Annotated in this window: 14 protein-coding genes; 7 read left to right on the top strand and 7 right to left on the bottom strand. The window is 66.2% G+C overall.

What is annotated here, in order from left to right:
• Window positions 1-39: 39 nt before the first annotated feature.
• Window positions 40-717 carry a response regulator transcription factor gene (locus tag AACH55_RS12990; protein WP_338714921.1) on the top strand — a complete coding sequence of 226 codons (678 nt, stop codon included), beginning with the start codon at window positions 40-42 and terminating at the stop codon, window positions 715-717.
• A gap of 2 nt (window positions 718-719) precedes the next feature.
• Complete coding sequence (locus AACH55_RS12985; protein ID WP_338714919.1) at window positions 720-2132, top strand: ATP-binding protein; 1413 nt, start codon at window positions 720-722, stop codon at window positions 2130-2132.
• A 63-nt stretch (window positions 2133-2195) separates the two neighbouring features.
• On the opposite strand, the gene AACH55_RS12980 is transcribed toward AACH55_RS12985, so the two are convergent.
• From AACH55_RS12980 to AACH55_RS12970, 3 genes are all read right to left on the bottom strand, one after another.
• Window positions 2196-2762, bottom strand: coding sequence for a cytochrome b (locus AACH55_RS12980; protein ID WP_338714918.1), 567 nt, complete (start codon window positions 2760-2762; stop codon window positions 2196-2198).
• Window positions 2763-2835: 73 nt separating this feature from the next.
• On the bottom strand, window positions 2836-4212 hold the full coding sequence (locus AACH55_RS12975; RefSeq protein WP_338714916.1) for an ATP-binding protein: 1377 nt from the start codon (window positions 4210-4212) through the stop codon (window positions 2836-2838).
• Complete coding sequence (locus tag AACH55_RS12970) at window positions 4209-4889, bottom strand: response regulator transcription factor (protein ID WP_338714915.1); 681 nt, start codon at window positions 4887-4889, stop codon at window positions 4209-4211. Before AACH55_RS12970 ends, AACH55_RS12975 begins: the two co-directional genes overlap by 4 nt.
• Window positions 4890-5513: 624 nt before the next feature.
• Here AACH55_RS12970 and AACH55_RS12965 point away from each other — a divergent pair.
• From AACH55_RS12965 to AACH55_RS12950, 4 genes are all read left to right on the top strand, one after another.
• The gene (locus AACH55_RS12965; protein ID WP_338714914.1) at window positions 5514-6038 is read left to right on the top strand and encodes a sigma-70 family RNA polymerase sigma factor; all 525 of its coding nucleotides are present in this window, start codon (window positions 5514-5516) and stop codon (window positions 6036-6038) included.
• 27 nt (window positions 6039-6065) lie between these two features.
• On the top strand, window positions 6066-7100 hold the full coding sequence (locus tag AACH55_RS12960) for a FecR domain-containing protein (protein ID WP_338714913.1): 1035 nt from the start codon (window positions 6066-6068) through the stop codon (window positions 7098-7100).
• Window positions 7101-7183: 83 nt separating this feature from the next.
• A complete protein-coding gene (locus AACH55_RS12955) occupies window positions 7184-9637 on the top strand; it encodes a TonB-dependent siderophore receptor (protein WP_338714911.1) in 2454 nt (817 codons plus the stop codon).
• A 24-nt stretch (window positions 9638-9661) separates the two neighbouring features.
• Entirely contained in the window at window positions 9662-10183 is a 522-nt protein-coding gene (locus tag AACH55_RS12950; RefSeq protein WP_338714910.1) for an RNA polymerase factor sigma-70, read from the top strand.
• Here the strand turns inward: AACH55_RS12950 and AACH55_RS12945 are convergent.
• A complete protein-coding gene (locus AACH55_RS12945) occupies window positions 10116-11423 on the bottom strand; it encodes a PepSY-associated TM helix domain-containing protein (RefSeq protein ID WP_338714909.1) in 1308 nt (435 codons plus the stop codon). The two genes, AACH55_RS12950 and AACH55_RS12945, sit on opposite strands and share 68 nt — an antisense overlap.
• Window positions 11417-13672 (bottom strand): TonB-dependent siderophore receptor, encoded by a 2256-nt coding sequence (locus AACH55_RS12940; protein WP_338714908.1) that lies wholly within the window; start codon window positions 13670-13672, stop codon window positions 11417-11419. The genes AACH55_RS12945 and AACH55_RS12940 overlap by 7 nt, the downstream gene beginning before the upstream one ends.
• A 261-nt stretch (window positions 13673-13933) precedes the next feature.
• On the opposite strand from AACH55_RS12940, the gene AACH55_RS12935 reads away from it, so the two are divergent.
• Window positions 13934-14233 (top strand): hypothetical protein, encoded by a 300-nt coding sequence (locus tag AACH55_RS12935; RefSeq protein WP_338714907.1) that lies wholly within the window; start codon window positions 13934-13936, stop codon window positions 14231-14233.
• 60 nt (window positions 14234-14293) lie between these two features.
• On the opposite strand, the gene AACH55_RS12930 is transcribed toward AACH55_RS12935, so the two are convergent.
• Complete coding sequence (locus AACH55_RS12930) at window positions 14294-16924, bottom strand: EAL domain-containing protein (RefSeq protein WP_338714905.1); 2631 nt, start codon at window positions 16922-16924, stop codon at window positions 14294-14296.
• A 98-nt stretch (window positions 16925-17022) separates the two neighbouring features.
• Window positions 17023-18204 (bottom strand): acyl-CoA dehydrogenase family protein, encoded by a 1182-nt coding sequence (locus AACH55_RS12925; RefSeq protein ID WP_338714904.1) that lies wholly within the window; start codon window positions 18202-18204, stop codon window positions 17023-17025.
• Window positions 18205-18478: the final 274 nt, after the last annotated feature.

Here is an 18478-nt window from a genome sequence, read left to right as displayed (position 1 = left end):
TTTAATCCCGATCTCCAACATGCACGTGAATGGAAAGGTATGCAGATCCTGTTGGTGGAAGACGACATGAAAGCCGCGCGACTGCTGGTGCAGGGCTTGCAGGAAGAGGGCTTCACGGTGACGGTAGCGCACAGTGCCGAAGAGGCGCTGGCCCATCTGGCGCAGCCGTTCGACGCCGCCATCTTCGACCGCATGCTGCCCGGCATGGACGGTCTTGCGCTGTGCCAGCGCGTGCGCCAGTCGCAGCTTGCCTGGCCCATCCTGATGCTGACGGCGCGTGACGCCCTGGGCGAGAAGGTCGAGGGCTTGCATGCCGGTGTCGACGATTACCTGGCCAAGCCGTTTGCCTTCGAGGAATTGCTGGCGCGCCTGCACGCCTTGCGGCGCCGGCCCCGCCAGTTGCAGGTCTTGCATCTGCAACTGGCCGACCTGCGCATCGACCTGCTGGCCCATGAAGTCATGCGTGATGGCCAGCGGCTGGACCTGACGCAGAAGGAATATGCCGTGCTGGTACTGCTGGTGCGCTGCAGCGGCCAGGTGGTCAGCCGCCAGCAACTGGCCGAGGAAGTCTGGCATGCCGACCTGATCGCCATCGACAACCTGATCGACGTGCATATCAAGAACCTGCGCCGCAAGCTCGAAGCGGATGGCCGGCCCGCCCTGATCGAAACCCTGCGCGGCCAGGGCTTTCGCATGCGTAGCGACGCAGGGCGGTGAGCATGGGTTTTCGTCGACGCCTGCTGCTGGTGCATCTGATGGCGGTGGTGCTGATCGTCACCTGTGCGGCGGCCGCGGGATGGTGGCTGCTCTCGCAATCGGTGCTGGGGCAGCTCGATGCGGCGCTGCTGGCGCTGGGCGAGACCGAAGCGGGCCTGCTGGCCGATGGATCGCCCGAGGCCATCCACGTCCACGAGCCGCGCCCCGGCACGGCGCCGCCCTCGCTGGTGCGGCTGGACCGGCTGGTGCAGATCATCGATGCCAACGGTGCGGTGGTTGCACGCAGCAACAATCTGGGCGCGGGCACCTTGCCGGTCTCGGCCGACTTGCTCAAGAGCCTGGCGCATGGTCAGACCGTCTTCGATACTTTGCCGCACGCCAGCGAAGAACCCCTGCGCATGGTCTCGGTCCCGGTACGGCTGGGCGAGCACCGATATGCGGTGCTGGTGGCGGGTTCGCTGGATGATGCCGACCGCACCCTCGATTCGGCCGCGCTGCTCTTCGGCGGTCTGGCCGTGGCGCTGTTGCTGGCGCTGGCGGCGGCCGGGGCCATCCTGACCGGGCGGCTCTTCGGGACGGTCGAACGCATCGCCGCCCAGGCGCGTCGCATCAGTGACGCCAGCCTGGGCGAGCGGCTGGCCCATCCGGGCAGCGACGATGAAATCGGGCAACTGGTCCAGACCCTCAACTCCATGCTGGGACGGCTGCAGCGCGCCTTTGAACTGCAACGCAATTTCACCGCCAACGCGGCCCATGAGATCCGTTCTCCCTTGTCGCGCCTGCGTACGGAAATCGAGTTGTCGCTGCGCCGGCCACGCACGGCCGAGGAGCACGTGGCCACCCTGCAATCCTGCCTGGAAGAAGTGGTCGGCCTGACCAGCATGGTCGAGGAACTGCTGCAACTGGCGCGCCTGGATGCCGGCCAGGAAAGCCGGCAGCCGGAGTCCGTCGCGCTGGACGCATTGACCCGCGAAGCCATCGCCAGGTGGGAAGGCAGTGCGGCGGCACGCGGCATCCAGCTGATCCTGCACGCCCCGCAGACGGTGCAGGCGCGCGTGGGCGAGCGTGCCGCGATGTTGGTGCTGAACAATCTGCTGGACAACGCCATCAAGTTTTCTGCGCCGGATTCGGCCGTCGAGCTGAGGATCAGCGCCGAAGCCGGCGGGGCGACGCTGGAGGTGCTGGACCGTGGCCCCGGCATCGCCAGTGCCGACCAGGAGCAACTGTTCGAGCGCTTCTATCGCGGACGCGCCTCCAGACAGGGGCAGACCAGCGGCGCCGGGCTGGGCCTGGCCATCGTGCGCTCGGTGCTGGACGGCTACGGTGCCACCATCACCATCAACAATCGCAACGATGGCCCGGGAGCCGCCTGCCGGCTGCACTTTCCGGGCAGGCAGGCGGCCCGCAAAGGCTGATTTCAGGAACGAAAAAGCCCGGCAGTTGGCCGGGCGGTGAAGGTCTTGGCGATTTCGCGGAAATCAGCGCTTGCCCGATGACCGCAAGGACATGCGTTGCAAGATGGGCATGCGATCAAAGAACTGATGCCACAAGGCCCCCAGCACGTGCAGCCCGACCAGGAAATAGACGGCGTTGCCCATGAATTCATGCACTTCCTTGATGGGTCCGCGCAGGGCCATGTCCTTGGCCAGGAACGCCGGCAGGGTCATGCCGAAGAACACCACGTCGCGGCCACCGGCCTGGGTGAAGAGGATGCCGGTCACAGGCAGGGCGATCATCACCGCATAGAGCAGCAGGTGTACCGCATGCGCGCCCAGTTGCTGCAGGCGCGGCAGTGGCAGCTCGGGCGGCACGCCCAGCATCTTGCGTGCGATCAGGCGTACCACCACCAGGATCAGCACCAGCTGCCCGGCATGCATGTGCACGGTGCGCAGCAGGTCGCGCAGGGGATCGCCCTTGGGGATGTCCTCGCGGTATTCGATGGTGGCCAGCGCCACCACGAACAGCAGGAACATCAGCCAGTGCAGGGCGGCGGAAAGAGGGTGATAGCGGGTGCCTTGCCCGAGGGCGTGCTCGGTATTGTTCATCTGGGTCCCCAAGTGAAAATGAAAGAATCCGGGCGATGGTACGCCATGAAACTTAGTGCAGCATTAGCCTGGGTCAAGAAACCAGGGGCGGCGCGGCCGGAATGTCCAGCAGTACGCGCAATCCCGTCTGCGTTTTTTCATCGGCGGCCTCCAGCCGGACCACGATCCCCAGCCTGGCCGCGACCGATTGCACGATGGCCAGGCCCAGACCCGCACCGGGGGCGGCTGCCGGGTCAAGGCGGTGGAAGGGCTGGAACACCCGTTCGCGCTCGCTGGCCGGAATGCCGGGGCCGTTGTCGATGATCTCCATGCGCACGCAGCCCGGTGGCGTTTCATCGGGTGCCGCCAGCCGCAGACTGACACAGCCGGCCACGGCCGTATAGCGGATGGCATTGTCGATCAGATTGCCCAGCAGCAAGCCCAGGTCCAGGGCATTGGTCTGCACGACCGCCTCCAGCGGCCCGTCGACGCCCAGATCGATGTCTTTCTGCTGGGCCAGTGGCAGCAGGTCTTCCAGCACCGGACGCACCACTTCGCGCAGCACATGGCGGCTGCGCTGCGACGTAGCGCTCTGGTCTTGCGCTTGCACACGTGCCAGTGCCAGCAGCTGGGTGACCAGCGTGCGTGCCCGCTCCAGCCCTTGCTCCAGCCGCTGAAGACGTTCGCGTGCGGTGTCGGACAACTCACTCTGCTGCAGCCGTTCGGCCTGCAACGACAGCGCCGCCAGCGGCGTGCGCAATTCATGGGCGGCATCGGCCACGAAGCGCCGCTGCGCTGTCATGGCCCCTTGCACGCGTGCCAGCAGGCCATTGATGGCATCGACGAAGGGACTGATTTCGGGCGGCAGGTCGGCCGTGGCCAGCGGATCGAGCTGGTCGTCCCGGCGCTGGTCGATCTCGCGGCGCAGCCTGGTCAGAGGCGCAAAGAGCGTACGCATGATGCGCTGCAGCGCCAGCAGCAGCACCGGTACCAGGATCAGCACCGGAACCAGCGCGCGCCAGGCGCTGCGCGAAGCGATGTGGTCGCGCACGTCGGTCTCCTGGACCAGCGCAATGCGCCGGCCCGAGGGCATGGGCTGGACATAGACGCGGAAATCCTCATGGAACATGAACACCGTCTGGAAACCATCGTGCAAACCGGCCGGCAGCGGCAGTGCCGCCCCGGGCGGCCTTGACTGGCCGGGTTCGGGCAGCCATTGCACGCTGATGCGCGATTCATGGTCGGCACCGGGATAGCTGCCCACGGCGCCGTCATCGGGCAGCCTGCCGCCCAGGCTGGCGATCAGCACGCCCACTTGCAGCAGCAGGTCATCCTGCATGCGGATGGAATCGCGATAGGCACTGACGAAGCCGAACCCGCCTGCGCCCAGCGCCACCAGCAGGATGGCCAACGTCAGCGCCAGCGACAGGCGCGCTTGCAGGGAGCGCTGCAGGGTGCGCAGGCGCTTCATCGCGCTGCCGCTCCACGCGCCACCATCCAGCCCATGCCGCGTACGTTCTTGATGGCCTCGCGGTCCAGTTTCTTGCGCAGCGCATGGATCAGGAATTCGACGGCATTGCTTTCCACTTCTTCGCCCCAGCCATAGATGCGTTCTTCCAGCTCACTGCGCGAAAGGATGGCGCCGGGGCGATGCATCAGCGCCTGCAGCAGGGCGAATTCGCGCGCCGACAGCGCCACCGGCGGCTGGCCTTGCCAGCGTGCCGTCTTCGCGGCCAGGTCCAGGGCCAGCTGGCCGTTGTCCAGCACCACGGTGGCCGCACCTGACTTGCGCCGCAGCACCGCGCGCAGGCGCGCCAGCAGTTCGCCGATGGCGAAGGGCTTGAGGAGGTAATCGTCGGCGCCGCTGTCGAGTCCATCGATACGGTCCTGCACGCCGTCGCGGGCGGTCAGGATCAGTACCGGGGTGGCGGCATTCTGGTCCGACCGGCGCAATTTTTGCAGTACGGCCAGGCCATCGGCGCCGGGCAGGCCCAGGTCCAGCAGCACGGCGTCGTAGTCCTGCCGGGCCAGCGCGGTCAGCGCCAGCGCGCCATCGCGCACCCAGTCGGCGGCATAGCCCGCGTCCTTCAAGGCGGCGCGCACTTCCTCGCCGATCATGGCGTCATCTTCTACCAGCAGTATTCTCATCGCTTGTCCTGCTCCCTGGGTCTGTCCGGACGGCGATAGAGTCTAAGGCAAAAGCGCGGCCGTGTGCCTGCATACCGACGGGGCGCTGCCAACACCGGCCGGCGCCCCGTCGTCTGAAACTGCTTGTATGGATCAGATGTATGGATCAGATCAGGCGTCAAGCCATACATGCTCTGCAAACGAATAGCCCATCATGCGGCCCAGCGGAATCGGCGCGAGCGTCTTCAAGCAGACTGCGTGAGCGGGGATCGTGAATGCGCCAAGTGGCGCTCGCCGGTCGGTGAAGTGTCGGGCAGGGGGGAGGGCAGTGATGAGGCAGGCTCAATGAGGCGGGGCGAACAGAATGCAGATGAGTCCCCCCCGAGCTGCCAGCGCCGCGCTATGCGGTCCGGTCTTTTCCCCCCTCCAGGGCGACTCATCTACAGCGGCGATTCTAGCTGTGCTTGCCAGGAAAGAAACTAGTCCAATTGGACTGGATGGGCGGGAAAACCACGACAGACGGCCGGCCGCAGCTCGGAAATGCTGATCGCCGGCCAGGAGTGGCGCATCGTCGGGCGTTGTCAAACTTCATATCGAACATTAAAATGAGAATTATTATTATCTGACACCTTCTCCCGCCGCCCCATGCCCGTCCCGCCCACCGCCGACGCCCAGCACGTCCAGACGCTCTATCGCGAGCATCATGGCTGGCTGCAGCAGTGGCTGCGGCGGCGTCTGGGCTGTAGTGTGGATGCGGCCGATCTGGCGCAGGATACTTTCCTGCGTGTGCTGGGCAAGCCGCAGGCGCTGGCCGACCTGCGCGAGCCGCGCGCCTGGCTCAGCCGCATCGCGCACGGGCTGGTGGTGGACAAGGTGCGGCGTGATGAAGTCGAGCGCGCCTGCCTGGAGGCCATCGCCCATTTGCCGGCGCCGGAGGTGATCTCGCCCGAGGCGCGCATGCTGCTGGTGGAGGCGCTGGCTGCCATTGACGCCATGCTCGACGGCCTGGGCGCCCGGGCGCGCGAAGCCTTTCTGATGTCCCGTCTGGAAGACCTGAGCTACGCGCAGATTGCCCAGCGCATGGGTGTCTCGCTCAGCAGCGTCGAAAAATACATGGCCGCGTCGATCCGCCATTGCTACCTGATGCGGCAAGCCTGGCAGGCGAGCTAGCCCCTGTGTGCCTTCATGCCCGCTGAGATGCCCGCCACTTCATCGCCCGCCGCCTCGCCCGATCCGGTCCTGGAGCAGGCCATCGCCTGGCTGGTCAGGCTGCGTGCCCAGGCCGGCCATAGTGCGGCCGATGCCGCATTGCAGGCCCGCATCGATGCCTGGCGCGCCGAGGATGCCCGTCATGAGGCCGTGTGGTCCGAACTCATGGCCGCGGAAGCGCAATTCCAGCGCCTGGTGGCCCTGCCCGTGTCCCCGGCACAATGGCAGCAACCGCTGTCGGCACTGGCCCGCGCGCGCGGCCGCCGTCAGTCGCGGCGCCGCTGGCTGGGCGGCGTGGCCCTGGGCCTGGGCGGTGTCGCGCTGGTCACGCTGGCGGGGCGTCAGGCGGGCCTGTTCGACCAGATCGACGGTCAGCGTTACGCCACCGGCACGGGTGACCAGCGGCGCGTGGTGCTGGGGGATGGCACGCGGCTGGCGTTGAATACCGATACCGCCGTGCGCCTGCATTTCGATGCCGGGCAGCGCCTGCTGGCCTTGCAGCGCGGCGAAATCTTCATCGATACCGGTGCCGATGCGCTTTCACCCCGGCATCGTCCTTTCCTCGTACAGACCGCACAGGCCCGCCTGCAGGCCTTGGGCACGCGCTTTGCGGTGCGCCAGCAGGAGGGCGTCACGCGCCTGACGGTGCTGGAAGGCCGGGTGGCCGTCAACCCAGGGCAGGGCACCGGGGTCGTCATCGCGCCCGGCGAGACGGTGGAGATCGATGGCCTGGGCAGCCTGCAACGGCAAGCCACCGGGGCCGCCGCGATGGACCCCACGGCCTGGCTCGACGGCACGCTGGTGGCCCGCCAGATGCGGCTGGGCGAGGTGGTGGCCGAGATGGCGCGCTACCGCCACGGCTGGCTGCAGTGCGACGACGAGGCGGCGTCCTTGCTGGTGTCGGGCGTGTTCCAGCTGCGCGACAGCGAGGCTGCGCTGGATGCGCTGGCCCAGGCGCTGCCGGTGGCCATCGAACGGCGCACGCGGTTTTGGGTCCGGGTGGTGGCGCTGAACGGCCGATAAAAATTTTTTGACAGAAATTACGGGTTTTGACGGGCTGGTTCGGCATACCAGGAGAACCCAGATGAATTTTCTTGTCATTTTTCATGCCCGTCCTTTTTTCCTCGCTGCACGCTGACCGCATGCGCCGCGCCTGCCTTGCGCGGTGGCGCCTGCTGCTGGCCTGCGCCTTGCTGGTGGCCTGTGCAGCGTCGTGGCCGCAGGAGACGGGCGCGCCGCGCCGCCATTACCAGATCAGCGCCGGCCCCCTCGACGAGAGCCTGAACCGTTTTGCCAGACTGGCCGGCATTACGCTGTCCTATGCGCCAGACATGGTGCAGGGCCGCTACGCCCCGGCGCTGGACGGGGATCTCGGCGTGGACGAAGGCCTGGCCCGACTGCTGGCCGGCAGCGGCTTGCGGGCGGTCCGCACCGCGGGCGGCAGCTACGGTCTGCAATGGCGTGCGCCAGCCTCGTCGGGCAATGACACCGTGCCCGAGCAGGCCCAGCGCCTCAGGCAGGTCGTCATCGTCGGCAGCCCTGACGGCCTGCCGCTCAACCAGGGGCGCATGAGCGAGGGGGGCGAGGGCGGCTACGGCGCTTTCAGTGGCCGCACCGCTACCCGCACCGACACGCCGCTACTGGAGATTCCGCAATCGCTGTCGGTGGTCACCCGCGAAGAAATGGAGGCGCGCGGTGCGGCCAGCGTCATGGACGTACTGCGCTACCTGCCCGGTGCCAATACCCAGACCCACGGCGTGGACCCGCGCGGCTACGACTACTTCAATCTGCGCGGCTTCATCAATGCGCAGAACACCAGCGATTACCTCAATGGATTGCGTCAGGTGGTGGTGGGCTTCGGCATGTTCCGTACCGAAGCCTACGGCCTGGAGCGGGTGGAGGTCCTGCGCGGTGCGGCCTCGGCCAGTGTCGGGCAGGGCGATCCGGGCGGGGTGGTCAACCGCATCAGCAAGCTCGCCGGGGCGGACGCGGCCAATGAAATCGAGGTGGCCGCCGGCACCTTCGAGCAGCGCCAGATGGCCGCGGACCTCAGTGGCCAGCTCGACCAGGAAGGCCAGGTCCAGGGCCGCATCGTCGCCCTGGCGCGCGATAGCGATACCCAGTTCCGTTACGGCAACGGCCGTGCCGTGGAAAACGACCGCCTCTATCTCGCGCCTTCGCTCAAGCTGCGCCTGGGCGCTGATACCAGCCTCATCCTGCTGGCCGACTATCTCAAGGATCGCAACGGCAGCAGCCGCTGGACTGCCGTCAACGCCGACGGCAGTCTCTCGCCTACGCTGGTGGGCGATCCCGGCATCGACCGCCAGCGTGTCGAACAATGGTCGTTGGGCTGGCAGTTGGCGCATCGCCTGGATGCGCACTGGCAATTGCAGCAGGACTTCCGTCAGGCCGGCCTGCGCTCGCAGTATTCGGTCCTCAATCCGGTCAGCCTGACGGGCAACGTGCTCACCCGCGCGGCCGCCCTCTACGACACGCAGTTGCAAAGCACCCAGCTCGACACGCGCCTGCAAGGGCAGTTCCGGCAAGGTGCCAGCGAACATACGGTGGTGCTGGGCCTGGACCTGAGCCGCATGCATCAGGACGAGCAACGCTACCGTGGCAACGCGCCCAGCCTGGACCTGACGCAGCCGGTCTACGGCCTGCCGATCCCGATGGCGTCGCAACTGGTGGCGCAGTTGCAGGAAGACATGCAGCAGAGTGGCCTCTACGCGCAGGACCAGATCCGTCAAGGCGCGCTGGTCTGGACCTTGGGCAGCCGCTACGACCGCGTGACCGATACCACCCGCAACATCACCACCGCAGCGCGCACCGACACGCGCACCTATGCCTGGAGCCATCGCGCCGGGCTGTCCTGGAAGCTCAGCGCGGCGCTGGTGCCTTACCTCAGCGTGAGCACCTCCTTCCTGCCGCAGGCGGGGCAGGATGCGGCAGGCCGGCCCTTCGCTCCCAGCCACGGGCGACAGGTCGAGGCCGGCATCAAGTTCCAGCCGCAAGCCGGACGGGTGCTGTACACCGCAGCGCTGTACCAGATCAGCAAGGATCACGTGCTCTCCAGCGATCCCGACAATGCCAATTTCTCCGTCGACCAGAGTCAGGTGCGTTCGCGCGGACTGGAGCTGGAAGCACGCGGCGCGCTGCGGCCGGGGCTCAATCTGCAGGCGGCCTATAGCTATACGCAGGCGATCAACACGGCGCACGCCGACCCGACTCTGGTGGGCAAGGCGCCGATGCTGGTCCCGCGTCAGGCCGCCAGCCTGTGGCTGGACTACACGCCGGGCGCGCCGCTGCCCGGCCTGGGCATGGGGGCCGGCGTGCGCTATGCCGGGGCCAGCTACGCCAATGCCGCCAACACCGTACGCAACGCCGCCACGGTCCTGCTGGACGCCATGCTGCGCCTGGATCAGGGCCATTGGCGCTATGCCCTCAACGTCAGCAACCTGACCAACCGGCACACCACCTCTTGCCTGGCCGAACCCACGCTGACCTGTTTCTGGGGTGAGCAGCGCATGGCGGTGCTCAGCGCCCGCTATCGCTGGTAGCCCTTCATCAGGAGACCTGTTCCCATGTCCCACGCCAACCTGTCCACCGGTCTGCAACAGCACTTCATCGGCCAGCGCCAGCGCCTGCGCGAGGCCGCCCAGCGCATCCTCGGCTGCCCGCACCGCGCCGACGACGTGGTGCAGGATGCCTACCTCAAGCTGCGTGAAGTGGCGGACCCTTGCGGCATCCACCAGCCCCACGCCTACCTGCTGCGCATGGTGCGCAATCTGGCCATCGACCGTCATCGCCGCAGCAGTTTCGAGAACGATGTCTTCACCGTCGAAGAAGCAGGCCAGGACATGTACGCCGAGGCCCAAGGCCCCGAGGCCATCGCCATCGGCCGCCAGACCCTGGCGCTGGTGAGCCGGGCGCTGGAGAGCCTGCCTGCCCGCACCCAGCGCGCCTTCGAGCTGTACCGGTTCGGCGGGCTGAGCCAGCGCGAGATTGCCGCCGAGCTGGGCATTTCGGCCACGCTGGTCAATTTCCTGATCCGCGATGCTTTGGCAGCTTGCCGCCAGCACCTTGCACCGGCGTCCTCGTCCTGATGGCACGGGGCTGGCGGGCGGCGCGTTTCTTCCACCAGAGCACGATGCCCGTCACGCTCAGCAGACTCACCACCCCGCCCATGATGGCCAGGAAGATCCGCCACGGCAGGCCGAACACCTGACCCATGTGCAGCGCGCCGATCCAGTTGCTGAAGGTGTTGCCGCTGCGGTCACCCTGCGGCAGCCAGTGACCACGCACCGCGCCGGTCGCCGCATCGATCAGCAGACCGGTATTGCCGGTATCGCTGCGGATGTCTGCATTGCTGTGGACCATGTATGCATACAAGCCACGGCGGCGGTCCAGACTCAGTTTTTCCTCGAAATCGATCACCAGCCCGCGCTCGCGTGCAAAGCCGGCCATGGCTTCACGCGCCATGGCGTGCGCCTGCGGCCAGTCCAGCGGCGCTTGCGGCAGCGGACGGACCAGCGGGGCAGTGCCGCGCCAGCTGGTGTCGAAGGGCAGCAAGCGCGACATGACCGGCAGGTAGATCTGGTCGCGCAGGTTGAACATCACGCTGGACCAGGCAAAGAGCAGCAGCATCAGCCACAGCCACAATCCGCAGGCCCGGTGCAGGTCGAGGTTGACGCGATGGAAGCCGGCCTGCCACTTGATGAGCCAGGCCGGCTTCCACTTCGCCACGAAAGGCCGGGCACGCGGCCAGGTGAGGATCATCCCGACGAAGCAGTCCAGCGTCCATAGCGTGGCCACGATGCCCATGAGCAGCGCCCCCGGTACGCGCGGCAGTGCCATCGAATGATGCAGCTTGAACAGGAAAGGCATCAGCTGGGAAGGGCGCAGGCTGATCTCGTCGCGATCGCGCACGCCCTGAATGCGACCATCGTAGGGATTGACGAAGATTTCGTCATAGCCCAGCCGATATGGCTTGCCGCTGGCCGGATCGATGGCCGGATCGGCCAGGAAGCGCACCGTACGCCCCGGCTGCACGTGCAGGATCAGCTGGTTGACCTGCACGCGCGGGGCCAGCGCCCGGGCCACCCGCGCGCGCAACTGGTAGGGATCCAGCATGTCGGTGGCGGCCTGCCCTGGGGCCGGTTGCGCCAGCAGCAGTTCGGGCGCCAGCCAGACATCCAGTTCGTCTTCGAAGGCCAAGAGGCTGCCGGTCAGGCTGGCCACCAGCAGGAACAGTGCGATGGCCAGCCCGGTCCAGCGATGCAGCAGGACCAGATGCGCACGGCGTGGCGCGTGGCGGCACAGCCAGGCGGCGAGGCTGCTTACCATCGTGTGCTCAACTGCACGAGGCCGGTGCGGCGCGCGCCGTACTCGCAGAGTTCGGAGCAGAAGGCATAGACGCGATCAGTCACGTTGTTGATCTTGAGCGCCAGCTCGATGTTGTGCCAGTCGGCGTTGAAGCGGCCCAGATCGAAGCGGGCACCGAAGTCCAGCAGTGTGACGGCCGGTGTTTCGAAGGTGTTGAGCGCATTGCCGTAGGCACGGCCGATGTAGCGCACGCCGGCCGAGACATGCGTGCCCGCCAGGCTGCCGCGCTGGAACGCATAGTCCGCCAGCACGCCCGCATTGTGCCTGGACGCGCCGGGCAAGGCCTTGCCCTCGGTGTTGCTGGCGCTGCTGCTACTGGTGGCGGTATTGCTGGTGACCTTGGCATTGGTGTAGCTGTAGCTCGAGGTCAGGCTCAGTCCATCGGTGAGCGATACCTTGCCTTCCAGCTCCACCCCCTTGGAGCGCGCAGCGCCGGTCTGCACCGAATAGCCGGCGTGGGCCAGGTCGGCGGTGGCCACGTTCTGGCGGCGCAGGTCGAAGACGGCCACGGTGAAGAGGGCGTTGGTGTTGAGCGGGGCGTACTTGATGCCGGCCTCGTATTGCTTGGCGCGTTCCGGTTTGAGCATGTCGCCGCCGAAGCTGGTGCCGGTGGTGGGGGTAAACGATTCTGTATAGCTCAGGTAGGGCGAGAAGCCATTGGCCAGTTCATGCACCAGACCCAGGTTGCGGGTGTTGGCGCGGTCGCTGCGCTCGGTCTCGGTGCGCGCGATGGCGTTGCTGACGGTCTGCTGCGAGCGGTCGTGGCGAATGCCGGCAGAGACGAACCAGCGTTCGGCGATCTTCAGCTGGTCCTGCAGATAGACGCCCAGCTGGTCATCCACCGTGCGCAGATTGTAGTTCTCGGCCACTGCGGGCAGATTGCCGTAGCTGGTGGTGTAGATGTTGGAGAGCACATATCCGGCCAGGGTGTTGGGGCTGACGTAGCCACGCACGGTGCCGGCGGTGTGGTGGAAGTCCACGCCCATGAGCACCTTGTGCCGGATGGCGCCGGTGCCGAAGTCGGCCTGCAGCTGGTTGTCGGTGGTGAAGGTGTCGGACTTGGTGCCCAGGCGCCAGCGCTGCAGCGCTGCCGTAGCCGATTGCGTGGCCGGGTAGAAGGCAGCGAAGCGCATGCTGTTGCGGGTACCGTCGTAGTCGGTATAGCGCAGGTTCTGGCGGAAGCTCCACACTTCGTTGAACTGGTGCGAGAACTGCGAACCGAGCGACCAGTTCTCATAGTGCTCGTTGTTGTCGGCGCTGCGACCCACGGCAGTGCTCGTCGGAATCTGGCCGTTGGGATTGGCGGTCACCGTGCCGCTGGCAGGCAAGGCGTTGTTGGCCAGGCCGTCGCTGCGCTGGTATTCGAAGCGCCCGGTCCACTCGGTGCGATCAGACGGACGCCAGGTGATGGCCGGGGCCAGGAACAGACGGCGATCCACCGTGCCATCGACTTGCGTGCCGGCGTCGCGCGCCAGTCCGGTGAAGCGATAGGACCAGACGCCGCTGTCATCGAGTGCGCCCCCGAAGTCGCCCGCCAGTTGCTTGCGGTTGAAGCTGCCCACTTGCACTTGCAGTTCGTGCAGCGGCGTGGTGGTCGGTTTTTTGGAGACCACGTTGATGAGGCCGCCTGGCGAGTTCTGTCCGAACATCACCGAGGCCGGTCCGTGCAGCAGTTCGATGCGCTCCAGTCCGTACGGCTCGGGGGCATAACGGCTATAGCTGGCGTTGGAGGCGGTGAGCATGCCATCGCGATAGAAGGAGCCGCCGTTGTTGAGGGAAAAGCCGCGCAGCAGCGACGAGGTATCCACGATGGCAAAGGCACCGGTGGAGACCTGGATGCCGCTGCTGTAGCCCAGCGCTTCGGAGACGGTACGGGCCTGCTGGGCGGCGATCTGGTCAGCGGTGACCACCGAGACCGATTGCGGGGTCTCGGTGAGTGGCGTATCGGTCTTGGTGGCGGTGGCGCTGCGCTTGGCCACGAAACCGTGTACGGGGCCGGTGGCCTGCTCTTCCTGGGTGGCGCGCACGGTGACCTGGGGCAGGGACGCATCGGCGGCGCTGCTCTGGGCCCAGGCCGGTGCCGTGGCCGGCAGGCTCAGCAGGGCCAGGCGCAGGGCGCGCACCATCAGGCGCGGGGGCGATAGAGGGGTGGCAGGCAGGCGGGAGGCGGACTGTTGCGATGAAGGCTGGTGCAGTGTTCTTGTCGTCATGGTCAGGAGCGTGGTCGCAATGAGGGATCGCCAGCATGGCTGGCGCGAGCCGGATGGCCCGCTCTCCGGAAGACGAATGAGATTCGTTGCTGTTTATGGTTTCATGCGGCGACGTGCGCAATCACGTCCCACCCGGGAGTTTGCGTGTGCTTGTCAGGCCCCGGGAATGGCCGCTGCTTGTCGATGTTGAAATCAGGAAACTCCTGATGGCAGAGCTGAAGGCACCGTCCTATCTTGAGCCTCATAACAAGGAGGGAGACCATGTGTACCAATGCCATGCGCATCGCGCGGCGTCACCTTGGCATCATCGTGCGGCTGTGCGAGATGTCCGAGCAGGATGAGCCGATTGGCGATCTGGTGCGCGCTACCGTGCGCAATTGCCTGCTGGCCATGCACACGGCCGGCACCGAGCCGATGGAGGCGGCGGAGATCATCGAACAACTGCTGCAGCACGAGCTGGCGGCCCTGCCGGCCGAACGCGACAAATGCCGCAAGGTGCTGGAAGCGGCGCATCTGCACGCCGAATACCTGACCATGGCCGAGCGGCGCGCGACTCACTGATCATCGGTATGTGCCGATACCGATACCAGCGCGCGGTGACAGGCCGCCTGGTTTCGCGCCTCAATCCAGACCGTCAAACTGCTCCGCCGGCACCGGCCTGCCAAACAGATAGCCCTGATAGCGCGTACAGCCCAGCGAGGCCAGGAACTGCTGCTGCTCGCGGGTTTCCACGCCTTCGGCAATCACTTCCAGTCCCAGCGCATCGGCCAGGGTGATGATGCTCTTGGCGATGGCCACGTCGCTGGGCGCAAACAGGAGTTCGCGCACGAAGGACTGATCGATCTTGAGCTGGTCGATGGGCAGTCGCTTCAAGAGCGACAGCGAAGAATATCCCGTACCGAAATCATCCAGCGACAGCGCCAGGCCGTGATGCTTGAGCTCCAGCATCTTGTCGATGGTGGCCTGCACATCATCGACCATGGCCGATTCGGTCAATTCCAGCTTGAGGTGGCCGGGATCGGCGCCGGTTTCCTGCAGGGTGGCGAGGATGGCTTGGACGAAATCGGGCTGGCGCACCTGGACTGCGCTGACGTTGACGGCGATCACGATGGGCGGGCGGCTGCCGGTGCGGTTCCAGCGCACCGACTGGCGGCAGGCCTGCTGGAACACCCACTGGCCCAGCGTCAGGATCAGTCCCGAGGCCTCGGCCACCGGAATGAAGAGGGCCGGGGAGACGCTGCCACGGAAAGGACTGTTCCAGCGTGCCAGCGCTTCCACACCGATCAGGCGACCGGCCTGGTCACGTTGCGGCTGGTAATGCAGCAGGAACTCATGGCTGCCTATGGCGCGCCGCAGGTCGTTTTCCAGACCGGTACGGAAATGCAGGGCGTGTTCCATCTCCTGATCGAACAGGCAGTAAGTATTGCGTCCCTTCTGCTTGGCCGCGTACATGGCCAGGTCTCCCTGGCGCAGCAGGTCTTCCACGCTGGCCCCCCGGCCCTGCATGAGCGCCACCCCCACCGAACAGGTGGCGAAATGACTGAGCCCGTTCAGATCGAAGCGTTGCTCCATGGTGGCGACGATGCGCTGGGCGAAGCCGCTGGCGGCGTCTTGTGCGCCAACGTCTGCCGGGGTGCCGGGCTGCTCCTGCAGCACGACGAATTCATCGCCGCCCAGACGTGCCACCAGGCCATCGGGCCCGGCCAGCGTCAGCAGGCGCGCGGTGATCTGGCGCAGCAGGTGGTCGCCCATGGAGTGCCCCAGAGCATCGTTGAGATCCTTGAAATTGTCGATATCGATGAAGTAGAGCGCGGCGGCCGGGTCGGGCAGGGCGCTGACAGCGGCGATCTTGTCGAGCAGCATGCGCCGGTTGGGCAGGCCGGTGAGCGGATCGTAGAAGGCCAGTTGCCGGGTTTCTTCCTGCAGGCGCTTCTGGCTGGTGATGTCGATCTGGGTACCGACGTAATGCGTGACCTGCCCTTGCGGATCGGCTACGGCGGTCAGTGTGAGCAAGGCCCAATAGGACCGGCCGTCCTTGCGGCGTACCCGCAGTTCCCCCTGCCATTGACCGTCGCGGCGCACCTGCTCCCACAGCGCGGCGCGATAGTCCCCGCTCTGCGCGTCGTGCTCGCAGGGTGGCACGCCTTCGGCCGGCAGCTCATGCTGCGCGTAGCCGGTCAGTGCGACGAAGGCGGCATTGGCATCGAGCACCTTGCGGCTGGCATCCATCACCCAGATCGCTTCGGAGGAATGAAACGCTGCAGCGGCTACGCGCAGCGAGAGTTCGCTTTGCTGCAGGGAAGCGGTGCGGCGTGCCACTTCGCGGCGCAGGTACGCGGCGATCAGCAGGGTGCATACCAGCAGCACCAGGGCGCCGCCCAGCAGCCACCAGACGAAACCGGGGATGACCGTATTGCCACGCCCCCATTTGTGCAAGATCTGGAAATAGATGGACCCCGGATCGCCCTGCCATTGCGAAAGCGTGCGGTCAATCGCCGCCAGCACCTCGGGTGGCTGCCTGCTGCTGACGAAGAACAGCTTTACCGGCTGGAACACGATGGAGGTATCGGCAAGCTGGTAGCGGTCGGCCAGCATGTCGCCGGCCTGCTGGCTGGCAATGATGCCGTCGAGCTCCCCGGCGGAGACCCGCTTGAAGCCGGCCTCGATATTTTGCAGCGGCACCAGTTGGACCTTGATGCCGGAGTTATCGATCAGGCTGCGGAAATAATTGGCCTGCACCGAGTTTTCCAGCAGGCCGATCTTCTTGTTCTTGAGATCGAAGACCGAATTGATCGCCACGGCGCGGTTGCGATACAGAATGGACCAGCTGTAGAGCGCCGGCACCGCCGGGAACTGCAGTACCTTGGCACGCTGCTCGCTCCAGGCGACGTCCGGCAGCAGGTCGATCTGACCACTCTCGACCTGCTGCAGGCAGGCCTGCCATTCGCAGGGGACGAAGCGCAACTGCCAGTGTTCACGCTCGGCGATCAGGCGGATCAGATCGATGTGCAGTCCCGTGGCTGTGCCGTCTCCATTAAAGAAGATCTTGGGTGGGTTCTGGTAAACGCCGACCGTGAGCAGCTTGTCCGGCGTCGGCGTGGAAGCCTGTGCCTGGGCCGCCATCATGACAGTGCAGCTGAGCAGCATCCACAGCAGGGCCAGCAGGCCACGCCAGCGCCGGGACGGGCCGGGCGCACGGCGGCACGCCGACCCACCCCCTGGCGCAGCCCGAGTGGGACCTGGAATCTTCATGTTGCCTGCGTTTCCCCTGATTGGTTTTTTGTCTACTTTATAGAACATCAAGACAAATGAAAACCTTTATCGGCGCGGGCTTTGTCAGGCGAACGTCATCAGAAGAAACCCTGAGTCGGCAACCTGATCTCGTTCACGCTCAGGTTGCCCAGGGCATAGGCCTTGTGCGAGGTCGGGTTGTGGGTGGAGATGGTACGGATGTTGCGCCAGTGCCGATCCAGGTTGAACTGCGTCAAGGTGGCCGAGGCTCCGGCGATGTCGAACAGCGCAGTGGCGGCGTGGTGGGCGATGCGGTCCACCGTGATCTTGGCCTTGGCGGCAGCGGCGGCGGCATCTTGCAGGCGATCATCGGTGTCAGCGGCGTTGGTCTTCAGGGCGGCATAGGCGCGGTCGGCTTCAGCGGCCGCAGCCAGTACCACGGCGCGGGTGGCAAAGGCATCGGCCTCGCGCTCGCCCAGAGCGGCCAGCAGGATAGGGTCCTGCGCTGCCGACGGGGTAGGCGCGTAGTAGTAGTTGCGCTTGCGCTTGCCCAGCAGGGCGGCGCCATCGCGGGCGACGGCCGAGACCACGCCGGCGATCACCGCAGTCAGGAAGAGCTGGGCGATGGTCGAACCGAACACGGCCTGACGCGCCGGCACCTCATCGGGCAAGACCACTTCGTCAGCGGCCACCACCACGTTCTCGAACACGGTGGTGCCGCTGCCCGTGAGCCGCTGGCCCATGCCGAACCAGTCGTCCACGGTCTGCACACCTTCGCGCTGGCGCGGCAGCAGGACGACGGCGCGACGGCCATCCTCGACCGAGACGGTCACGTGCAGCCAGTCTGCAAAGAGCGAGCCGGTGGAATAGAACTTCCGGCCATTGAGCACGTAGTGATCGCCCTGGCGCACCAGGCGCGTGGCCAGTGGCGCATTGCCGCCGATCTGCGGCTGGCCTGTTTCGGTATGGGAGGCACCGATCAGGTCTCCTGCAGCGACCCGTTCACGCAGGCGTTGCACCCCGGCATGCTGCAGAGGAGCATTGAGCAGACGTTCCAGTGCCACGTGGTGATTGCGCCAGATGTGGGCAATGTTGGGATCGGCCGCACCGAGCCGGATGGCCGTATCGAGCGTTTCCACCAGGGTGGCGCCACCCCCGCCGTAGTCGGCATCGAGCCGGCCGGCGCCGAAGCCGGTGGCCTTGATCTCGTCGATCACCTCAAAGGGTTGTTCGCGTTGCGCATCGCGCCGGGCAGCGCCATCGGCGATGCGTTGCAGGAGGTCGTGAGAAATTGTGCTCATGGGGGTCGTGTCTGAAGAGGTCCGCAGGTCGGCCTTGCGCCGGATGGCAAGGATGAGGACATCATAGGGTCACGACGCGCTGCGCCAAACTGCGAAATTCTTCTTAGCTTGCGCGGGCAGCGCATACTGTCGCGTGCTGTCAGCTCGCCGATCTCATGTGGGCAGATTCGCCCGGAAGCGCGGGCTGCGACAATTTGCCGCAGGACCGGCGCAACAAAGGGCGTAAGCTATGGCCCCTTGTTTCATCCACCTTAGCTCTTCCGACAAGAGCCCC

Source organism: Herbaspirillum sp. DW155, from assembly GCF_037076565.1.
Taxonomy (GTDB): Bacteria; Pseudomonadota; Gammaproteobacteria; order Burkholderiales; family Burkholderiaceae_D; genus Herbaspirillum.
Note: the sequence above shows the minus strand (reverse complement) of the source record. Positions and strands in the feature narration are given on the sequence as shown.